14 protein-coding genes are annotated in these 18,477 nt (G+C 68.1%); 6 read left to right on the top strand and 8 right to left on the bottom strand.

The annotated features are described in order from the left end of the window. Window positions 1-66 precede the first annotated feature (66 nt). Window positions 67-1,047 (bottom strand): P1 family peptidase, encoded by a 981-nt coding sequence (locus GSQ87_RS12330; protein ID WP_158915726.1) that lies wholly within the window; start codon window positions 1,045-1,047, stop codon window positions 67-69. A 289-nt stretch (window positions 1,048-1,336) separates the two neighbouring features. On the opposite strand from GSQ87_RS12330, the gene GSQ87_RS12325 reads away from it, so the two are divergent. The 3 genes from GSQ87_RS12325 to metW all read left to right on the top strand — a co-directional run bounded on the left by GSQ87_RS12325 (window position 1,337) and on the right by metW (window position 4,878). After that, window positions 1,337-2,962 (top strand): ATP-binding protein, encoded by a 1,626-nt coding sequence (locus tag GSQ87_RS12325; protein WP_158915725.1) that lies wholly within the window; start codon window positions 1,337-1,339, stop codon window positions 2,960-2,962. A gap of 108 nt (window positions 2,963-3,070) precedes the next feature. Beyond that, window positions 3,071-4,216, top strand: a complete 1,146-nt coding sequence (locus GSQ87_RS12320; protein ID WP_158917607.1) for a homoserine O-acetyltransferase — start codon at window positions 3,071-3,073, stop codon at window positions 4,214-4,216. Then, the gene (gene metW / locus GSQ87_RS12315) at window positions 4,213-4,878 is read left to right on the top strand and encodes a methionine biosynthesis protein MetW (protein ID WP_158915724.1); all 666 of its coding nucleotides are present in this window, start codon (window positions 4,213-4,215) and stop codon (window positions 4,876-4,878) included. The genes GSQ87_RS12320 and metW overlap by 4 nt, the downstream gene beginning before the upstream one ends. A gap of 119 nt (window positions 4,879-4,997) precedes the next feature. Here metW and GSQ87_RS12310 read toward each other — a convergent pair whose 3' ends face one another. After that, the gene (locus GSQ87_RS12310; protein ID WP_158915723.1) at window positions 4,998-5,771 is read right to left on the bottom strand and encodes a class I SAM-dependent methyltransferase; all 774 of its coding nucleotides are present in this window, start codon (window positions 5,769-5,771) and stop codon (window positions 4,998-5,000) included. 72 nt (window positions 5,772-5,843) lie between these two features. On the opposite strand from GSQ87_RS12310, the gene gloB reads away from it, so the two are divergent. Next, window positions 5,844-6,605, top strand: coding sequence for a hydroxyacylglutathione hydrolase (gene gloB / locus GSQ87_RS12305; protein WP_158915722.1), 762 nt, complete (start codon window positions 5,844-5,846; stop codon window positions 6,603-6,605). A gap of 66 nt (window positions 6,606-6,671) precedes the next feature. Next, complete coding sequence (locus tag GSQ87_RS12300) at window positions 6,672-7,202, top strand: SRPBCC family protein (RefSeq protein WP_158915721.1); 531 nt, start codon at window positions 6,672-6,674, stop codon at window positions 7,200-7,202. 22 nt (window positions 7,203-7,224) lie between these two features. Here GSQ87_RS12300 and GSQ87_RS12295 read toward each other — a convergent pair whose 3' ends face one another. From GSQ87_RS12295 to GSQ87_RS12285, 3 genes are all read right to left on the bottom strand, one after another. Next, window positions 7,225-8,175 (bottom strand): AEC family transporter, encoded by a 951-nt coding sequence (locus GSQ87_RS12295; protein WP_158915720.1) that lies wholly within the window; start codon window positions 8,173-8,175, stop codon window positions 7,225-7,227. 38 nt (window positions 8,176-8,213) lie between these two features. Continuing rightward, the gene (locus GSQ87_RS12290) at window positions 8,214-9,092 is read right to left on the bottom strand and encodes a 3-hydroxybutyryl-CoA dehydrogenase (RefSeq protein WP_158915719.1); all 879 of its coding nucleotides are present in this window, start codon (window positions 9,090-9,092) and stop codon (window positions 8,214-8,216) included. A 161-nt stretch (window positions 9,093-9,253) separates the two neighbouring features. Next, on the bottom strand, window positions 9,254-11,050 hold the full coding sequence (locus GSQ87_RS12285; protein ID WP_158915718.1) for an ABC transporter ATP-binding protein: 1,797 nt from the start codon (window positions 11,048-11,050) through the stop codon (window positions 9,254-9,256). 133 nt (window positions 11,051-11,183) lie between these two features. Here GSQ87_RS12285 and GSQ87_RS12280 point away from each other — a divergent pair, with 133 nt between their 5' ends. Next, window positions 11,184-11,711 carry a TIGR02281 family clan AA aspartic protease gene (locus GSQ87_RS12280; RefSeq protein WP_158915717.1) on the top strand — a complete coding sequence of 176 codons (528 nt, stop codon included), beginning with the start codon at window positions 11,184-11,186 and terminating at the stop codon, window positions 11,709-11,711. Window positions 11,712-11,829: 118 nt separating this feature from the next. Here the strand turns inward: GSQ87_RS12280 and GSQ87_RS12275 are convergent, their stop codons facing one another. From GSQ87_RS12275 to GSQ87_RS12265, 3 genes are all read right to left on the bottom strand, one after another. After that, complete coding sequence (locus GSQ87_RS12275; protein WP_158915716.1) at window positions 11,830-13,428, bottom strand: APC family permease; 1,599 nt, start codon at window positions 13,426-13,428, stop codon at window positions 11,830-11,832. 414 nt (window positions 13,429-13,842) lie between these two features. Further along, window positions 13,843-15,312 carry an efflux transporter outer membrane subunit gene (locus GSQ87_RS12270; RefSeq protein ID WP_305764188.1) on the bottom strand — a complete coding sequence of 490 codons (1,470 nt, stop codon included), beginning with the start codon at window positions 15,310-15,312 and terminating at the stop codon, window positions 13,843-13,845. Then, on the bottom strand, window positions 15,313-18,477 hold the full coding sequence (locus tag GSQ87_RS12265) for an efflux RND transporter permease subunit (protein ID WP_305764193.1): 3,165 nt from the start codon (window positions 18,475-18,477) through the stop codon (window positions 15,313-15,315).

The raw sequence follows: 18,477 nt of genomic DNA, 5'->3' as shown, positions 1-18,477 counted from the left end.
GCGCCTATCTAGAAAGGTAGCGCTTCCACCCTGATCCTCTCCCCTGCAAGGGAGAGGGAGCAGAGGCTAGCGGTTGCTCTCGTAGACGCCCCGCGCGATCGCCCGCGCCAGGCAGTCCGCCGCCGCCGAACCGATACGGGCCACGTCGGCATGCCGGTCGACCGGTGCATCCCCCTTGGCCACGGCGAACACGATGTCGCCGTCGAAGGGCGTGTGGGCGGGATGGACCGCGCGGGCCATCCCGTCATGGGCCATGATCGCCATACGCTTGAGCTGGGGCCCGGTCAGCGCGGCGTTCACCGCCACCACCGCCAGCGTGGTGTTGGCGCCCTTGTCCACCCGCCCGGCGGTCATAAGCCTCGAAAGGGCGGGGAAGGGTTCGTGCGAAACGACGTCCGGTCCGGGGCGCGCGCCGCCGAACTCGCCGTCCATCTCGAACGGCCAGGCCCAATAGGTGCGCCTGTCCGGCATGAACACCGAGCCCAGCGGGTTGACCGCCGCCAGCGCGCCGACCACCAGCCCGTCCTCCAGCATTGTCGAGGCAGAGCCGATCCCGCCGGGGACCAATCCCGCCTTGGCGCCCCGACCGGCCCCGACCGGTCCGAGCGCGAAGCTCTCCCCTGCCGCCTGCACCGCCTCGATCCCCAGTCGGCGATAGGGCGGCTCCAGCCCGAAGGCCTTGTCGCCGCCGTTGCCGAGGTCGTGCAGGATGGCGGTGGGCACGATGGGCAGGAAGGGCGAGGCGGGGTGCAGCTTCAACCCCTGGCCCATCAGCGACAGGGCCGCCGTCGCCCCGTCGCCAGCCCCCAGGCCGAACACCGAGCCGCCGCTGAAGACGATGGCGTGGGCTTGGCCCACCAAGCCCTCCAGCGCCAGGGCCGACACTTCCCGCTCGCCCGGGCCGCCGCCGCGCACGTCCGCCGCCGCCGCCCAGCCGCCCGGGCACAGCAGGGCCGTCACCCCTGAACGCACCCGCTCGTCGGTCGCGTGCCCGACCCGGAGGCCAGGGACGTCGGTGATCAGGTTCAGCGGACCCGGACGGACCATGGGGACTCCAGAAGCGATCCTGCTTGATACGGCTTTGGCCACCAAGGCGAAACCCGTATGGCGTTGGCCCGTTTGATCGGGCGAGGCTTGTTGATTCTCTTGATAATATGGGAACGCCAGGACCTGAGTTGGTCAGGTGCGTTCCCTGGCGCTCCTAATGTAGGCGACGGAGATGTTTTCGGCCGGATGTTTAGCTAAAGTTGAATCCTCAACCTTGACCTGAAAGCGAACGGCGAATTAACCCGGCGCCGCGTATGCGAAGCGCTCGCGGGTGGAGGTCGATTCGACGATGAGGGGTACGGTTCAGGAGCTGGCGACCTTTTTCGAAGTGTCCCTCGACATGCTCTGCATCCGCGACATGGACCTCAGGTTCGTGCGGGTGAACGGGGCCTGGGAAACCGTCCTGGGATATTCGATCGCGGAGTTGGAAGGCGCGCCCATGCTGCCGCTGATCCATCCCGACGATATCAAGGCTTCCAGCGGGCACATGGAGCGGATGCGCGAGGAGGAGGAGGTCATGGGCTTCGTCAATCGCTACCGCCATCGCGACGGGCATTACCGGAACCTGGAGTGGCGGGCGCGGCGGGTCGGTGATCTGGTGTTCGGCGTGGCGCGCGACGTCACCGAGCGGCTGGCGATCGAGGCCGAGATCAGGGAGGCCAAGCTGGCCGCAGAGGCCGCCAACCAGGCCAAGAGCGATTTCCTGGCCAATATGAGCCACGAGATCCGCACCCCGCTCAACGGGGTCATCGGCGTGGTCAGCGCGCTGAGCCAGACGGAGCTGACGCCAGCCCAGAGCGAGATGGTCGGCCTGATCCAGAGTTCGGGCGTGACGCTCGAGCGGCTGGTCTCCGATATCCTGGACGTCTCCAAGATCGAGGCGGGCCAGCTCGAGATCGAGATGCACGTGTTCGATCTGCGACACGAACTCGAGGGCTTGCTGGACATGAATCAGCTCCGCGCCCAGGAGAAGGGTCTCGGCTTCGCGGTCGATTACGGCGAGGCGGCGCGCGGCGACTTCCATGGCGACGTCACGCGGATCAAGCAGGTGCTGGGCAACCTGCTGTCAAACGCCGTGAAGTTCACGGCCGAGGGCGAGGTTCGGATCAAGATCGAGGTGGTCGATTCCGATCAGTCGGAGGCGCCGGCCGTGGCCACCTTCGAGGTGCATGACACCGGCGTCGGTTTCGAGAACGATTTCGCCGCGACGCTGTTCTCGCGCTTCACCCAGGCGGACAGCACCATCACCCGCCGCTTCGGGGGCACCGGGTTGGGCCTGTCCATCTGCAAGTCCCTGATCGAGATGATGGGAGGCGAGATCGTCGCCGAGTCGCGTCCCGGCTTCGGCAGCGTGTTCCGCTTCACCCTTCCGCTGATGCGCGAGAGATCCCTGTCCGAATTCGATGCGGGCGGCGCGCACGCTCCGGAAGCCACCCTCGACAGCGGCGATTTCGCGCGCGAGGGCCATGCTGCGCTGCGCGTCCTGCTGGCGGAAGACCACCCGATCAACCAGCGGGTCATCCACCTGATCCTCGCCCCCTACGGTGCGGAGGTGACCACCGTGGAGAACGGCGCCCTGGCGCTCGACGCCTTCAAGGACGGGGTGTTCGACGTGGTGCTGATGGACATGCAGATGCCGGTCATGGACGGTCTGGCCGCCACCCGCGCCATCCGCCGTTACGAGGCGGAGCACGCCGTCAGCACACGCACGCCGATCATCATGCTCAGCGCCAACGCCATGTCCCAGCATCGCCAGGAGGCGCTGGCGGCCGGCGCCGACCTGCACATCGCCAAGCCCGTCAACGCCACGGCCCTGATTGTCGGGATCGCCGCGACCCTGGAGCCGACGGACGAGATGCGGCAGGCCCCGGCGGACATCGCCCAAACCCAAGTCGCCCAGACCCAGGTCGGCTGATCGATTCCATCTTCCGTGTCCGCTCAGCCACATGCGATTGACAGGCGCCGCCCCGCGCGCTCCAAGCCAGGCATGAGCGACGCGCCGCACGCCATTCATACGCTGGAGATGGGCGGCGGGACCCTCAAGCTCGGTCCCGACCGGCCCTTGCGGCTGGACTCCGGCGGGCGGCTGGACGGGGTGGAGATCGCCTATCGCACCTATGGCCGGCTGAACGCGGACGCCTCCAACGCCATCCTGATCTGCCACGCGCTCACCGGCGACCAGCATGTGGCCTCGCCCCATCCCCTGAACGGCAAGCCCGGCTGGTGGACCCAGCTGGTGGGACCGGGACGCCCGATTGACCTGGACCGCTACTTCGTCGTCTGCGCCAACGTGCTGGGCGGCTGCATGGGCTCCACCGGGCCGTCCTCGATCGATCCGGCCACTTCGCGTCCCTACGGCCTGAGCTTCCCGGTCATCACCATCGCCGACATGGTGCGCGCCCAGGCCGAGCTGATCGCCGCGCTCGGGATCGAGACCCTGTTCGCCGTGGTGGGCGGGTCGATGGGCGGGATGCAGGTGCTGCAGTGGGCGGCGGACTATCCCGACCGGGTGTTCTCGGCCATCTGCATCGCCTCGGCGGCGCGGCATTCGGCCCAGAACATCGCCTTCCACGAGGTGGGCCGCCAGGCGATCATGGCCGACCCGGACTGGCGCGGCGGGGACTATCTCAAGCTCGGCGTTCGGCCCGAAAAGGGGCTGGCGGTGGCCCGGATGGCGGCGCACATCACCTACCTGTCCGAGCCGGCCCTGCAGCGCAAGTTCGGGCGCGAGCTGCAGCGCGACGGTCTGTCATGGGGCTTCGACGCCGACTTCCAGGTGGAGAGCTACCTGCGCCACCAGGGCTCCAGCTTCGTGGATCGGTTCGACGCCAACGCCTATCTCTACATCACCCGGGCCATGGATTATTTCGACCTGGCGGCCTCGCATCGCGGCGTGCTGGGCGAAGCGTTCCGGCGCGCGAGGGACGTGCGGTTCTGCGTGCTGAGCTTCACCTCCGACTGGCTCTACCCGACGCCGGAGAGCCGCAACATCGTGCGCGCGCTCAACGCCGCCGGGGCGCGAGCCAGCTTCCTGGAGATCGAGAGCGACAAGGGCCACGACGCCTTCCTGCTGGACGAGCCGGTGATGGCGGGCGCGGTGCGGGGCTTCGTCCTGGCGGCGGCCGAGGCGAGGGGGCTTGAAGCCACTGTCCCGGCGGTGGACGCATGAGCCTCGATCCCAACCTGCCCGTACGGGAAGACTTCCGCGAGATCGCCCGGCTGGTGCGCCCCGGCGCCCGGGTGCTGGACGTGGGCTGCGGCGAGGGCGACCTGCTCGACCTGCTGCGGCGCGAGAAGCAGGTCGACGGGCGCGGGCTGGAGATCAGCGCCGACGGCGTGGGCGCCTGCCTGGCGCGCGGGCTGTCAGTGATGCAGGGCGACGCCGACCGCGACCTGGCGGAGTTCGCGCCGGACGCCTTCGACTACGCCATCCTGTCCCAGACCCTGCAGGCGGTGCGCCAGCCGCGCCAGGTGTTGTCGGACCTGCTGCGCCTGGCCGAGCGGGCCATCGTCTCGTTCCCCAATTTCGGGCACTGGCGGGTGCGGTGCTCACTGCTGGCGCATGGACGGATGCCGGAGACCCACGCTCTGCCGGTGCCCTGGTGGGCGACGCCCAATATCCACCTCTGCACCCTGCGCGACTTTGTCGAACTCTGCGACGACCTGGGCCTGCGGATCGAGGCGGCGGCGGCGCTGCGCGAGGGCGAACCCGCCCGGCCGATGGATTCCTCCCACTGGATCGAGAACTGGCGCGCCGAATCGGCCCTGTTCCTGCTCAGCCGCACCCGCCACGCCGCCGAGCCGGCTGAGCGGGGCGATCTGTTCGGGTAGTTTCCTTCTCCCCCTTGCGGGAGAAGGAAGGGGCCCGCGTGTCGATAGACGCGTGGGAAGGTTGAGAGGTCTTGCTGTGGCGGCGGCCGAGGTCCGTCGACCCCTCACCCTCCCATTGCTTATGCAATGGGCCCCTCCCTCTCCCGCATGGGGAGAGGGGATGAATGCGCCCCGACGCCTACCGGCACGGGATTGAGCGCCTTGGCGCGGCGCAGAGCCGGGGCGACGGCCCCCCGAGGCTTGACGGCGAAGGTCTGCTTCACCGCCTCCATCAGGATCAGGCCCGAGATCGGCGTCCATAGCTTGGCCCCCACCTGCTCGAAGGGGTCGGCATAGGGGGCGAAGACGGTGTGGGGCGGCAGATACAGGCAGCGCGACCAGGCGGTGGGCTCCAGGCCCGCATCACGCACCGCCTCTTCGAGCTGGGTGCGGGAGAACGGGCGACCGTAGCCGAAGGGCGTCGCTTCGGTGCGCGCCCAGGGGCCGCTGCGGTTGGCCACCACCGCGATCAGCCGGCCGGAAGGCGCCAGCACCCGCTTCACCTCGCTCAGCAGCGCGGTGGGGTCGTCGCTCTCCTCCAGGGCGTGGGTCAGTAGCACCCGGTCGAACAGCGCATTCTGGAACGGCAAGGCCAAGTCCGCCGACAGGCAGGCGAGGTTGGCCCCGCTGGCCGGCCAGCGGTCCACCCCCTGGCCGGCGGGCATGGCGGCCACTACCCGGCGGGCGTCGACACGGAACGGCTCCAGGAACGGGGTGGCGTAGCCGACACCCAGCACGTCCAGGCCCCTGACCGAGCCCCACGCTTCCGCCAGTTTGTCGCCGAGCACGCCGATCGTGGCGCGGCCGAGCGGACCGCCGTAGAAGGTGCGGAGATGTTGAACGTCGCGGCGCATCAGACCTGAATATAGGTTTCAGCCCAGATATATAAGCACGCGCACGCGCTGCGAAGAGAGAGGCCCAACGCCATGCCGATCCAGGTCCGTCAGTTCGCCTGCCTTTCCGACAATTACGGCTACCTGGTGCGCGACGGCGCGACGGGGCTGGCGGCGGCGATCGATACGCCGGACGCGGGGGCCGTGCTGCGGGAACTGGAGGCGAGCGGCTGGAAACTGTCGCTGATCCTCAACACCCACTGGCACCCCGACCATGCCGGCGGCAACGCCGAGGTCAAGGCCGCCACCGGGGCCGAGATCGTCGGGCCAGGCGAGGTGCGGCGCATATCCGAGCTGGACCGGCAGGTGGGCGAGGGTGACGAGGTGCGGCTGGGCGAGACCACGTTCCGGGTGATCGACACCCGCGGCCATACCGCCGAGCACGTCAGCTATTACGATCAGGCGGATCAGGTGGTGTTCGTCGGCGACACCTTGTTCGCGCTGGGCTGCGGGCGGCTGTTCGAAGGCACGCCGGCGATGATGTGGGACAGCCTGTCTAAGCTGGCGGCCCTGCCCGATGCGGTGAAGGTCTACTGCGCCCACGAATACACCGCCGCCAACGCCCGCTTCGCCCTGTCGGTGGACCAGGGCGAAGCGATCCGGGTGCGGGCCGACCAGGTGTTCGCCGCCCGCGCGGCCGACCAACCCACGGTGCCCACCACCATCGGGGCCGAGAAGGCCGCCAACCCCTTCCTGCGCGCCCCGCTGCTGGCGGCGGCGGTCGGCGCGCCGGCCGACGATCCGGTGGCGGCGTTCGCGGCGGTGCGCGCGGCCAAGGACGTGTTCAAGGGATAGGGCTGCACGGTCTGACGGTTTTCGTTGCTCGTGTTAACCTCCTGGAGGCTGTTTGGAGGGACGCGGATGAAGGGTTTTGTCGCGCTTGCATTGGGTCTGGCGCTGGCGGGGCCGTGCGCCGCCGAGGTCAAGAGCCAGAACCCGCAGGGGTTCATCGTGGTGGACACCGCAGTGGTGAATGTCGCGCCGGCCAAGGCCTATGCTGGCCTGAACCAGATCGGGCGCTGGTGGAGCGGCGAGCACAGCCTGTCGGGCGACGCCGCCAACCTCAGCCTCGAGACCCATATCGGCGCCTGCCTTTGCGAGAAGCTGAAGGACGGCGGGGCGGTCGGATGGATGCTGGTGGTGATGAGCCAGCCCGACCATCTTCTACGCCTGCGCGGCGCGCTGGGACCGCTGCAGGGCGAGGGCGCGGACGGGGTGATGACCTGGTCCTTCAAGCCGACCGCCGGTGGGACCGAGATCACCCTGTCCTACATCGTGAGCGGCTTCGCCCGCGCCAACGCCGAGACCTTTGCGGCGCCGGTCGACGCGGTGCTCGGCGAACAACTCAAGCGCTACAAGCGTTATCTGGAGACGGGGGCGGCGGCGCCCTGACGGGCGGGCCGAGCCGACGGGCTCAGCCGTGCGTGAGCGCGGAGGCCAGCACCGTCAGGGTCAGCGCCGAAATCAACGTGGAGATCGCCACCACCCGCGCCGAGCCCTCGGCGAATACGCCGGCGCTGCGGGCCTGGACGAATACGGTGACGGCGGTGGGGCAGGCGGCCATCAGGATGGCGGCGGCGCGGAAGGCTGTGGGGGCCCCGATCAGGGTGGTCGCCACCGCCACGCAGGCGGGGCCGATCAGCAGCTTCAGCCCGACCGCGATCCAGATCGGCGCGCCCTGGCGCTTGGGCTGGTCCGGCGCGCGTCGGGCCGCCAGGGTGGCGCCGAGGGCGACCAAACCTACCGCCGTGGCGCTGATCGCGCAGGTCGTGATCGCCTGATCCACCGGCGTCGGCCAACGCCAGCCGACCAGCATCTGCGCCACGCCGATCGCCGCGCCCGCCACGATGGGGTTGAGCAGGCCATAGGCCAGGGCCTTCAGCAGGCTGTTTGCGCCCGAGCCGGCCGCCTGACCCTTGGGGGTGGCGCGGTGCAGGGCCATGCCGGAGAGGGTGGCCATCACCACCCAGTCGATGGCGACGATGGCGGCGGCCCAGCCCGCCGCCGTAGGTCCCAGCAGCGAGGCGACCAGGGGAAGCCCCAGGAAGCCGGTGTTGCCGAGGCCCGCGCACATGGGCAGCCCGGCCTGGACATTGGTCGACCACCTGGCCCATCGCGCGATCAACGCCGCCAGCAGGAACGGGATCACCGCGCCCAGGCCGTAGCCCAGCAGGCCCTTGAGCACCTGCGGCGAGGGCGGATGGGCCGCGCCCAGGCCGTGGATCAGCAGGGTGGGGAAGCCGATCCAGTAGACGTAGCGTGACAGGCCCAGCACGCCGTTCTCATCGATCAACTTCGCCCGCGCCATGACGGCGCCGACGATCATGATCAGGAAGAAGGGCAGCACCTTCTCGACGACGAGCACGGCGACAGGTCCGGGTTCGAGCTAGGAAAACGCGCGGATCAGCGCGTAGGGACGGGCGTCTCGCCGCGATAGTCGTAGAAGCCCCGGCCGGTCTTGCGACCGAGCCAACCGGCCTCGACGTACTTCACCAGCAACGGGCAGGGCCGGTACTTGGAATCCGCCAAGCCCTCGTACAGCACGTTCATGATCGCCAGCACGGTGTCCAGGCCGATGAAGTCGCCGAGCTCCAGCGGCCCCATGGGATGGTTGGCGCCCAGCTTCATGGCGGTGTCGATGGCGTCCACCGTGCCGACGCCCTCGTACAGGGTGTAGACCGCCTCGTTGATCATCGGCGCGATGACCCGGTTGACGATGAAGGCCGGGAAGTCCTCGGCGTTGGCGGTGGTCTTGCCCAGCGACTTGGCGAAGGCGACGACCGTCTCGTAGGTGTCGGTGTCGGTGGCGATGCCACGGATGATCTCGACCAGCTTCATCACCGGAGCTGGGTACATGAAATGCAGGCCGATGAAGCGCTCGGGCCGGTCGGTGGCCGAGGCCAGACGGGTGATCGAGATCGACGAGGTGTTGGACGACAGCAGGGTGTGGGCGCCGAGGTGGGGGACCAGGCTGCGCAGGGCGGCCTTCTTGATCTCTTCGTTCTCGGTGGTGGCCTCGATCACCAGGTCGCACATACCGATCACGGCCAGATCGTCGGTGCGGTGGATGTGGGGCAGGGCGGCGGCGACCTGACCGGGCTCGATCGAGCCCTTGGCGGCCTGCCGCTCCAGGTTCTTGCCGACCAGGGCGAGGGCGACATCCACCCGCTCGCCGACGACATCGTGCAGTCGGACGTCATAGCCAGCCATCGCACAGACCTGAGCGATCCCGGCGCCCATCTGCCCTGCGCCGACGACGCCGACCGTCTTGATCTCCGCCATGCACCTGCCTCGAAATGGCCCGACAGCGCCATCTTTGCGCAGTGCTGCCGTCATATCTCTGATTCATGGATAGGACTTTGCTGCGTTGCACACAAGCGTCGGTGTCTGCGGCCCTAAAGTCACGGTGTGTCAATGCAATCTAAAATTGAATTGCGGAGGTGTTACGCGCCCGTAAGCGCGTTCAGCCGCGCATAGGCTCCGCCGCGCGCGACGAGTTCGCCATGGCCGCCCTCCTCGATCACACGGCCTTCCTGGAACACCAGGATGCGGTCGGCGGTGCGGATGGTGGAGAGGCGATGGGCGATGATGATGGTGGTGCGTCCGGCCATCAGCGCCTCGCTGGCGGCCTGGACCTGGCGCTCGGTCTCCACGTCCAGCGAGGAGGTGGCCTCGTCCAGCACCAGGATCGGCGCGTCGGCCAGGAAGGCGCGCGCGATCGCCACCCGCTGGCGCTCGCCGCCGGACAGCTTCACGCCCCGCTCGCCCACCGGCGTGTCGTAGCCCTTGGGCAGGCGCAGGATGAAGTCATGGGCGCGGGCGCGCCGAGCGGCGGCGATGATCTCGTCCATGGTCGCGTCGGGTTGGCCATAGGCGATGTTCTCGGCCAGGCTGCGGTGGAACAGCGCCGGGTCCTGCGGGACCAGGGCGATCGCCTGGCGCAGCGAGGACTGGGTCACCCCGGCGATGTCGGTCCCGTCGATCAGGATGCGACCGCCCTCCAGGTCGTAGAGGCGCTGGATCAGCTTGACGAAGGTGGACTTGCCGGCTCCCGTCGGCCCGACCAGCGCCACCCGTTCGCCCGGTGCGATCTGCAGTGAGAACCGGTCGTAGAGCGGCGTCGGCGCGCCGCGATAGCGGAAGCTCACCCGGTCGAACACGATCCCGCCGCGGGGCCCGTCGGCCGGTGGGTGGAAGGCGGGGGCGTCCGGCGCGTCGGCCACCTCAGGCTCGGTCTTCATGTAGGCGGCGACGTCCAGCACGTCGTCCAGCCCGCGCTGGAGTTGGCGGGCGGTCTCGGAGAAGTTCCTCATATAGCCGCTCATCAGCATGAACGAGGTGATGGCGAAGCCCACGTCGCCCGGCGTCGCCCGCCCGTGCGCCCAGGCCCAGACCAGCATCCCCGTCAGCCCGGCCTGGAGCAGCATCAGCAGCGCGTTCTGGCCGACGCCCGCCCAGGCGAAGGTGTTCCAGGTGCGGATGGTGGCGCTGCGCCAGGCGGCGGTGACCCTGGCGAAGCGGGCGGTCTCGCGGTCCTCGGCTCCGAAGCTCTTGACCACCGCATTCCCGCCGATGGCGTCGGCCAGCGAGGCGCCGATCTGGGTGTCCAGCGCATTGGACTTCAGGTTCACCGGGCGGATGAAGCGGGCGGCGACAACCAGGTTGTAGCTCATGAACAGCACCACCACCGCCCCGCAGAACAGCCCCGCCAGCGGCCAGCGCAGCGACATCGACACCGCCAGCCCGAACAGCACGATCAGGCTCGGCCCCAGCATCAGGAAGATGGCGTCCGACGCGGCGTCGTAGCCCTGCATGGCGCGGCTGACCCGCCGTACGGTGGCGCCGGCGAAGGTGTCGGCGTACCAGTCCGACGAGAAGGACTGCACCTTGGCGAAGGCGGCGTTGGTCAGCTCCTCCATGTTGCGGGCGGCGAAGGTGTTCATCAGCCGGAACCCGACCGTGCGCAGGGCGTAGAAGCCCAGATACAGCAGCGACAGCATCGCCCAGGCCCGCCACGCCTGGGTTGTCACCTGCGCCGGACGCGACACCGCCTCGATCAGGCCGCCCGCCGCCCAGGGGATCGACAGGTCGCACAGCGTGCCGGCCAGCATGAAGCCGATCATGGCGAAGAAGCGCTGGGGCCGCTGCACCCAGCGGGCGGCGATGAAGCGCATCACCTGCCAGTTGGATAGCGCTCGCGACCTGCGCTCTGTCCCTTCGTTGCTCTCCGGATCGTCCATGGGACTGCAGATAGGCGAGCTTCGCCTTCAGGGCGAGTTCGGCTTCAAGTTTTTGGCGTGCGATTCATCTGTTGCAAAGCGAGATGCCGTAGCTTGCAGATAGGCCGGCGTAGCGGCGGATGAGTGCGTTGCGATGTTCAAGCACTTGGTGATCCTGGCGATCGCCGTGGCCATCTCGCTCGGCGCGGCCCAGGAAATCATGAAGATGAGCGGCGCGCGCGCGGAGGCGGCGCAGGCCCCGGTCATGCGGGTCGCTTCCGCCCAGCTCGTATCCGACGAGCCGACGACACCGTCCTCGGACGCCGAAGTGTCCAAGGCGCGCGACGGTCACTACTGGGCCGAGGCCGAGGTGAACGGCCACTGGATCCATTGCCTGATCGACACCGGCGCCACCGAGGTGGCCCTGACCCCCGCCGACGCTCAACGGCTGGGACTGGATGCGGCGAACCTGAAATACGATGCGCCGATGAACACCGCCAACGGCGTCACCCACGCGGCCAGGGTGGAGCTGGACTACGTCTCGGTGTCCGGCGCGCGGGTGGAGCGGGTGCCTGCGGTGGTGATCCACGACGGGCTCACCGCTTCGTTGTTGGGCATGAGCTATCTCGGCCGACTATCCAGGTTCGAGGCCACGCCCGGCGCGCTGATCCTGCGGCCGTAAGCGTTGTGCGTCCTTTGAGACGCCCCTTCGGGGCTCCTCAGGATGGCGTATGTAGGCGGACTCCAAAAACCTTCGTCATGCTGAGGAGCGTAGCGCGTCTCGAAGCACGCACGCCATTTCAGATCAGCGCCTCGACATCGTCCTTGCCGCTCTCGTGCAGTTCCAGGGCCGGGGTCCGCCAGCCCGACCGCACGCCCCAGACGAAGAAGCCCAGACCGATCAGCGCCACCAGAACTAGATCGAAGCCGAACGGCAGCAGGCCGATCCCGCCGAACTGGCGGCTGCCGAGGAACGAGACCAGCGCCAGGGCCGGCAGGTAGACCACCAGCCACCAGGCCGCGTGCAGGTGGCGGCCGAAGTCGCGCCAGCCGGCCTTCATCTCGGCCCAGATGTAGATCGGCGCGGCGATCAGGATCAGCAACAGCACCTCGCCCGTCAGCGGCCATCGCGCCCAGTACAGCAGCAGGGTCGACAGCACGAAGGCGGCCCCGGCGGTGAACTTCAGCGCCGGGGTGCGAAGCGGACGCTTCATGTCCGGCGCGGTGCGGCGCAGGGCGGCCACGCTGACCGGACCGGCCAGGTAAGAGATGATGCAGGCCACCGAGATCACCCCGGCCAGCGATCCCCAGCCCCGGAAGAAGATCAGGAACAGGAACGAGACCGCCAGGTTCAGCCACATCGCCGGGCGCGGCGCGCCGGAGGCGGTGTGGATGTGTCCGAAGATCTTGGGCAGGGCGCCGCTACGCTCCATGGCGAAGATCATCCGCGCTGTGGTGGCGGTGTAGGTGGCGCCGGTGCCGCTGGGGCTGATGAAGGCGTCGGCGTAGAGCAGCAGCGCCAGCCAGTTCAGGTTCAGCGCGAAGGCCAGTTGGGCGAAGGGCGAGGAGAAGTTCACCGCGGCCCAGCCGTTCTTCAGCATGGCGGGCGGGGTGGCGCCGACGAAGGCCACTTGCAGCAGCACGTAAATGATCGTCGCCAGGAAGATCGAGCCGAACACGCCCAGCGGCACGTTGCGCCCCGGATTGCGCGCCTCGCCGGCCATGTTGATCGGGCTCTGGAAGCCGTTGAAGCTGAACACGATGCCGCTGGTGGCGGTGGCGGCCAGGATGGCGGAGATGTTCAGGGCCGAGTGGCCGGGGTGCAGGCCGACGCTGAAATTGCCGGGGTGGAAACCCGCTGCGATCAGCGCGATCCCTGTGGCCGCCGGCACTACCAGCTTGAAGGCGGTGATCGCCCCGTTGGTGAGGATGTAGAGCTTCACGCCCCAGTAGTTCAGCAGGAAATAGCCGATCACCAGCAGGCCGGCGAGCGCCAGTCCCGGCGGGCTGAGCTCCTGGCCGACATAGAGATGATGCGCCCAGGCGTAGGGCCATGAGGCCATGTACTGGACCGAGGCCTCGGCCTCGACCGGGATCACCGAGACGATGGCGATCCAGTTGGCCCAGCCGGCGATGAAGCCCACCAGCGAGCCGTGGGAATAGTAGCCGTAGCGCACCATGCCCCCGCTCTCGGGGAACATGGCGCCCAGCTCGGAGAAGGCCAGGGCGATGATGGCGATGATCGCCGCGCCCAGCAGCCACGCGTAGACCGCGCCGGGGCCGGCGAGCTGGGCGGTGTGCCAGGCCCCGAACAGCCATCCCGAGCCGATGATCGAACCGAGGCCTGTGAGCATCAGCGCCAGGGGGCCGATTTCTCGGCGGACTTTGGGTTGGGGCACGCGCACTCCAAGACTGGGACGGGATTTGCTAGTCGCTCGCCGGATCGGCCGCAAGCGGAGAGGAACACCGTGCCGCACGCCCGAGACCCTGCACGGTCCAGCGAGCCGCCGGTCACGCTCAGCTGGAGCGCCGTTCTGTCGTTTCCGTCAAATTTCTAGGCCTGCGCGACATGTTTTGACGCCAGCGAGAAACTCTGCTCGATTTTCGACGTTTAGTATTATTGTAGTGGTTCGCACCCCGCCGAAGAGCGGAGGGCGAGGGAGAACGACAGGAGGCGTCCTATGATTTGCGCAATGAAGCTCACTATAGCCGTCGGCGGCGTGATGCTGATCGCCGTACCGGTCGTGCGGCTTGCTACCGAGAGCCTGTTCCGACTTTTCGGGATCTAGGCTCCCGGATTTAAGCCCTCTGGCTTATTTCATGCCGCCGCCCAACGTCTGATAGAGCGTTATCAGGTTGGTGGCGCGGGTCAGTCGGGCGGAGATCAGGTTCAATTGGGCGCTGTACGCGTTTACCTGAGCGGTCAGCACGTTCAGATACGTATCGCTGCCCCGTTGGTAGCGCGCCTGGGACAGGCTCAACGAGTGTCCGAACGCGTCGGCCTCACGCTCGTTCGCCGAGACGAGATCGGTGATCTGACCCCTTTGAGCAAGCGCGTCGGCGACTTCGCGGAACGCCGTCTGGATTGACTTCTCGTACTGCGCCACAGCCACGTTGCGTTGCGCCTTGGCGTAACGCAGGTTCGCCGCATTCAGCCCTGCATCGAAGATCGGCAGGGTGATGGCCGGCGTGAAGCTCCACGAACCCGTACCTGATCCGAACAGGTTGCCTATCGAAAGAGCGGTGCTCCCGCCCGAGCCGGTCAGCTCGATGGTCGGGAAGAAGGCGGCCCGGGCGGCGCCGATATTGGCGTTGTAGCCCTTGAGCTGGTCCTCGGCCTCCATCACGTCCGGTCGACGCAGCAGGACGTCGGAGCTCAATCCGGCGGGCAGGTCCGCCATGGTGGGCAGGTCGTTTTCCAGCGGGGACGGCAGCAGCTCCGCCGGCACCGGCGCCCCGACGAGCAGGGTCAGTGCATTCACATCCTGGGCGACGGTCGTAGTGTAGGTCGCAACCCCCGCCTTGGCCTGTTCGAGCGCGCTCTGGGCCTGGCGGACGTCCAGCTCCGAAGCGACGCCGCCGTTGAAGCGCGATTGGGTGATCGACAGGCTGCTCTCGTCGGCCTTCACCGTTTCCTGCGATAGGTTCAGCCGCGCCAGATCCGCGGCGTAGGTGACATAGGCTGTCGCCACCTGGGAGATCAGGCTTATCTGCTCAGCCCGGCGCGCCTCTTCCGTGGCGAGGTACTGCTCGAGCGCCTGCTTGGAAAGGCTGCGAACGCGTCCCCAGAGGTCCAGCTCGTAGTTGCTGATCCCGAGAGTGGCCGAGTAGTACTTAAGGGTGACGGACTTGCTGGCGCCGCCCCCGGTCGACACCCCGGATTCCGCCCCCAGGACGGCGCCGGGCAGGTATTCGTTCGTGCCGGCGCCGGCCGCATCGACATGGGGGAACAGGGCCGCACGCTGCACCCGGTACTGGGCGTGGGCCTCGGCGATGTTGAGCACCGTCACCCGCAGGTCGCGGTTGTTCGCTAGCGCGAGGTCGATGACCTGGTGCAGCTTAGGATCGACGACGAAGTCCTTCCAAGCCACGTCCGAAGCGGGCGTCGCGGCTTGGGCCGCCGGGTAGGCGGCGCCCTGCGGCCATGCTTGCGGCACGGGGGCGGCCGGACGCTCGTACTTCGGCGCCATGGTGCAGCCGGCCAGGACCGTAAGCGAGGCCAGGCCCAGCAAGGCGCCCTTCAACGTAGCGCCCTTGAAGGGTGGCAAGTTACGCGCGGGCATCTATGCGCCCTCCACATTGGTATGGTCGGGTCCGCCCGCGGGCGGATGGGCGTGGGAGACCGGCCGGCCTTTGGCCACCTTGCGCACCAGGACATAGAACAGCGGCACGAAGAAGATGGCCAGGACGGTGGCGCCGATCATGCCGCCGATAACACCGGTGCCGATGTCGTTCTGGCTACCCGATCCGGCCCCAGTGGAGATCGCCAGGGGCATGACCCCGACGATGAAGGCGAGCGAGGTCATCAGGATCGGGCGCAGGCGCAGTCGGGCCGCTTCGATGGCCGCCTCGACCGCGCTCTTGCCCTGGCGCATGGCCAATTCGGCGAACTCCACGATCAGGATGGCGTTCTTCGCCGCCAGCCCCATGGTGGTGAGCAGGCCGACCTGGAAGAACACGTCGTTGCTCATCTTGCGCAGCGAGACCGCCAGCACCGCCCCGATGATGCCGAGCGGCACCACCAGCAGCACCGCCACCGGCACCGACCAGCTTTCGTACAGGGCGGCCAGCGACAGGAAGACCACGATGATCGACAGGCCGAACAGCATGGGGGCCTGGGCGCCGGCGTTGCGCTCCTCGTAGGACAGGCCGGTCCATTCCAGGCCGATACCGGCCGGGAGCTTGGCGGCCATGGCCTCGATCTTGGCCAGGGCGACGCCGGAGCTGACGCCGGGAGCGGGCTGGCCCTGGATTTCCAGCGACGGCACGCCGTTATAGCGCTGCAACTGGGAGGGCCCGATCAGCCAATGGCTGTTGGCGAAGGCCGAGAAGGGGGCCAGCGAGCCGGAGGTCCCACGGACGTACCAGCGGTTCAGGTCCTCGGGCTTGGCGCGGAAGGGCGCGTCGCCCTGGACGTAGACGTGCTTGACCCGGCCGCGATCGGTGAAGTCGTCGACGTAGGACGATCCCCAGGCGGTGCCGATGGTGTCGTTCACGTCCGCGATCGACAGGCCGAGCGCGGTGGCCTTGGGCTGGTCGATGTCGACCTTGAGTTGGGGCGTGTCGGGCAGGCTGTTCGGGCGCACGGCCACCAGGGCCGGGTCCTTGGACGCCATGCCCAGCAGTTGGCCCTGGGCCGCCAGCAGGGCGTTGTGACCGAGATTGGCTTGGTCCTCGAGCTCGAGGTCGAAGCCGGTCGCATTGCCGAGTTCCTGCACGGACGGCGGGATCAGCGGGAAGATGAAGGCGTCGCGGACCTTGGAGAAGGCGCCGAACGCGCGCGCCACCACCGCCTGCGCCTTGTTGGCCGCGCCATGGCGCTGGTCGAAGGGCTTGAACAGGACGAAGCAGGTGCCCGCGTTTTGACCCTGGCCGGCGAAGCTGAAGCCGGCGATGCAGAACACGCCGTTGACGGCCGCCTTCTCGTTGACGAGGAACTGGTGCTCCACGGTGCGTTCGGCGTCGATGGTGCGCGACATGGCGGCGCCCGGCGGGAGCTGGACCAGCACGAAGGCCACGCCCTGGTCTTCGTCGGGCAGGAAGCCGGTCGGCAGGCGGGCGAACAGCAGGCCCATGCCGATGACGATCACCAGATAGACCAGCGCGTAGGGGACCCAGCGCTTGATCATGTGGTGGAGCGCGCCCTCGTAGTCCTTCACGCCCTTGTCGAAGGTGCGGTTGAACCAGCCGAAGAAGCCGCGCTGCTGGGCGTGGCCGCCAGCCTTGCGGGGCTTCAGCAGGGTGGCGCAGAGCGCGGGGGTCAGGATCAGGGCCACCAGCACCGACAGCAGCAGGGCCGAGACCAGGGTGACGGAGAACTGGCGATAGATCACCCCGGTCGAGCCGCCGAAGAAGGCCATCGGCAGGAACACCGCGACCAGGACCAGCACGATGCCGACCAGGGCGCCGGTGATCTCGTCCATGGATTTGCGGGTGGCCTCGACGGGCGAGAGGCCTTCCTCGTCCATGATACGCTCGACGTTCTCCACCACCACAATGGCGTCGTCGACAAGCAGGCCGATGGCGAGCACCATGGCGAACATGGTCAAGGTGTTGATCGAGTAGCCGAAGATCGCCAGCACCCCGAAGGTGCCCAGCAGCACCACCGGCACCGCGATGGTCGGGATCAGGGTGGCGCGCCAATTCTGCAGGAACAGGAACATCACCACGAACACCAGGATGATGGCCTCGAAGAGGGTGCGGACCACGTCCTCGATCGACAGCTTCACGAAGGGCGAGGTGTCGTAGGGGAAGGCCACCTTGACGTCGGGCGGGAAGGTCTTGGCGATCGAGTACACCTTCGCCTTCACCGCCGTCACGGTGGTGAGCGCGTTCGCGCCCGGGGCCAACTTGATGCCGAGGCCGCCGGCCGGATGGCCGTTGAAGCGGGCGAGCACGGAGTAGGAGTCCTGGCCCAGTTCGACCCGCCCGACGTCGCGCATGTAGACCGAAGAGCCGTCGGCGTTGGTCTTCAGCAGGATGTTGCGGAACTGCTCGGGCGTCTGCAGGCGCGACTGGCTGGTGACGACCGCGTTGAGCTGCTGGCCGTTGACGGAGGGCAGGGCGCCGAGCTGGCCGGAGGCGATCTGGGCGTTCTGGGCGGCCAGGGCGACCTTAACGTCCCCAGTGGTCAGATTGTAGTTGTTGAGCTTGAAGGGGTCGAGCCAGATCCGCATGGCGTACTGGGCGCCGAACAGCTGGGTGTCGCCCACGCCGTTCACGCGGCTCAGCGGATCGAGCAGGCGGCTGTTCACCAGGTCGGCGAGGTCGGAGCTGTCGTGCTGGCCGGTGGTCGAATAGACCGCCATGCCGAGCAGGAAGTTCTTGGTCGCCTTGGCCACCACCACGCCTTGCTGCTGCACTTCCTGCGGCAGGACCGGCGTGGCCAGTTGCAGTTTGTTCTGCACCTGCACCTGGGCGATGTCGGGGTTGGTGCCCTGGGCGAAGGTCAGGGTGATGACCGAGGTGCCCGAGGTATCGCCGGTGGAGGAGATGTACTCCAGGTGGTCCAGCCCCTTCATCTGTTGTTCGATGGGCTGGGTGACGGTGGTGGTCACCGTGTCGGCGTCCGCGCCGGGATAGACCGCGGTGATCGACACCGAGGGCGGTGCGATGCTGGGATATTGTGCGATCGGCAGGGTGGCGATGGCCATGCCGCCGGCCAACATCACGATGATCGCGATGACCCAGGCGAAGATCGGCCGGTCGATGAAGAAACGAGACATGAT

The sequence above is a fragment of the Caulobacter sp. S45 genome, assembly GCF_009765965.1.
In the GTDB taxonomy this organism is placed as follows: domain Bacteria; phylum Pseudomonadota; class Alphaproteobacteria; order Caulobacterales; family Caulobacteraceae; genus CAHJWH01.
Note: the sequence above shows the minus strand (reverse complement) of the source record. Positions and strands in the feature narration are given on the sequence as shown.